Source organism: Gilliamella sp. Occ4-3, from assembly GCF_001690675.1.
GTDB classification, from domain to species: domain Bacteria; phylum Pseudomonadota; class Gammaproteobacteria; order Enterobacterales; family Orbaceae; genus Gilliamella; species Gilliamella bombi.
Map to the genome: position 1 here is coordinate 1 of NZ_LZHR01000002.1, position 2116 is coordinate 2116.

A 2116-nucleotide genomic window follows, 5' to 3' on the forward strand; every position below is an offset into this window, starting at 1 on the left:
AGTTAAAAAGGAAAATATTATGAGCGTAGTAAAGAAACCACCAGTAAAATGGCTGCCACTTATCATTATTGTGGTAATTTCAGCGATATTTTGGTTGTTTGTACCTCCACTTGAAGGTATTAGTCAAGAGGGTTGGCAAACCAGCATCATTTTTGTTGCAACAATTGCCAGTATTGTTGCCGAAATAATGCCAATTGGCGCAATTGGTCTATTAGCAATTACTGTTTTTGCTGTATTGAGACCATCTGGTGCAACAACAGCGACTGAGTCAATAAAAATCTCGTTAAGCGAATTAAATAGTAGTCTTATTTGGTTAATTGTTATTGCCTTTATGATCGCTCGTGGTTTTATCAAAACAGGTTTAAGTAAACGAATAGCCTATTATCTTGTTAAAATTTTGGGTAAAAATACCTTAGGACTTGCTTATGGTTTATCCGTTACTGATATTGCATTGGCACCAGCTATTCCAAGTACAACAGCACGTGCTGGCGGAGTTATTTATCCAATAGCGGAAGCGCTAGCAATTAATTTTAAATCCAATCCTAAAGATGAATCAAGAAACCGTATAGGTACTTTTTTAATGCTAACTATTAGCCATGTAAATGATATCACCTCGGCAATGTTTCTAACGGCATTTACAGGAAATTTATTAGCCGCTAAATTAGTTACAACATCACTAGGTATTACATTAGGGTGGGGGCAATGGTTTGTTGCAGCAATTGGGCCATGTTTAGTTTCATTCGTTGTGATACCTTTGGTGGTTTACTTTCTGACTAATCCAGAATTAAAAAGAACACCGGAAGCGCCAGAATTAGCTGCTGAAGAATTAAAGAAAATGGGGGTAATTACTGTTAAAGAAATTATTATGGGCGTTACTGTTGTACTTTTGTTAGCGCTTTGGATTTTTGGTAAAAATTTCGGTATTGATTCAACAACTACTGCGTTTATTGGCTTAACTATTTTGATCTTAACTGGTGTATTAAGCTGGGATGATATAAAAGGAGAAAAAGCTGCCTGGGACACATTAATTTGGTTTGCGGCATTACTTATGATGGCGGGGCAAGTTAATAAACTTGGTGTAACAAAATGGTTAGGGGACACAATAGGTGGAGCTGTACAAGGTCATTTAGGTGAAAGTAGTTGGGTATTAGTATTAGTTATTTTGTGTGTTGCCTATGTTTATTTACATTATTTCTTTGCAAGTGGAAATGCTCATATTGCTGCATTATTTCCCGTTTTCCTATCGATCGCTATTGCCTTAGGTGTACCAACTCTAACTGCAATTTTTGCGTTGGTTATTTGTACTAACTACTTTGGATCAATTACACAGTTTGCCAATGCTCGAAATCCACTATTATTTGCCGAAGGTTTTGTACCAGTAAAAACTTGGTGGAAAGTTGGGTTTATTTGTAGTGTTGTAAATCTAATTATCGTATTTACTGTTGGAATTTTATGGTGGAAGATAATAGGTCTGGATTAATTGTTATGTAACTATCCTCTAAAATAATACATATTCCACCTTGAATCATTAAAAAAGTTATTGGTACTGTGAATGTTAATCAATGAATTTTATAAGTGATGGTAGTAGAAATTAACGTCATTTCAGAACATTCAATGTAATAAAATGGCTTTAATTGTGAAGTGTTAGGTATTGATATTGCGGTCAGCTTACCAATAATTATCCGCTATTTGGATAAGCTGACTAAATATCATGGTCATCTAGTAAAAATATCAGTAGAGAAAAAAGAGACTATTTATTTAGTGAGATAATATTTCCCTTGATATGGCAAGAACAGTTGTGAAATTTGATGCATCAGTACGAATATCAACTCCATTTAATTCATCATTTTTAAATTGAAAATTTGAGGATAACATGCAAATAATTAAAAAATTATGTGATGACCTTAATTTGCCATATGGCGATCGATTTACTCAGGATTGGGCTTATGAGTTACCAGATCAATATAGAACAAAATATTGGTTAAATAAATATATTTTTGCATATTTATATAATGGATATTCTTCAATAGAAAAAAAAGAATTAATGATTTTATCTCTTGATGTTTGTAACGATTTAATTTCTTCGGGATTAAACCCTAATGATAAAGTTATTCAA

The 2116-nt window shown here is 33.3% G+C and carries 1 protein-coding gene and 1 pseudogene; both read left to right on the plus strand.

The features are described from left to right. Window positions 1–19 precede the first annotated feature (19 nt). Window positions 20–1480, plus strand: a complete 1461-nt coding sequence (locus tag A9G44_RS00135) for a DASS family sodium-coupled anion symporter (protein WP_065608785.1) — start codon at window positions 20–22, stop codon at window positions 1478–1480. 393 nt (window positions 1481–1873) lie between these two features. Further along, window positions 1874–2116, plus strand: a pseudogene (locus A9G44_RS00140) (hypothetical protein); the annotation flags it as partial.

Bases quoted from the DNA above. Each gene is read 5' to 3' on its own strand.
- A9G44_RS00135 (WP_065608785.1), top strand. From the start codon at position 20: ATGAGCGTAGTAAAGAAACCACCAGTAAAATGGCTGCCACTTATCATT.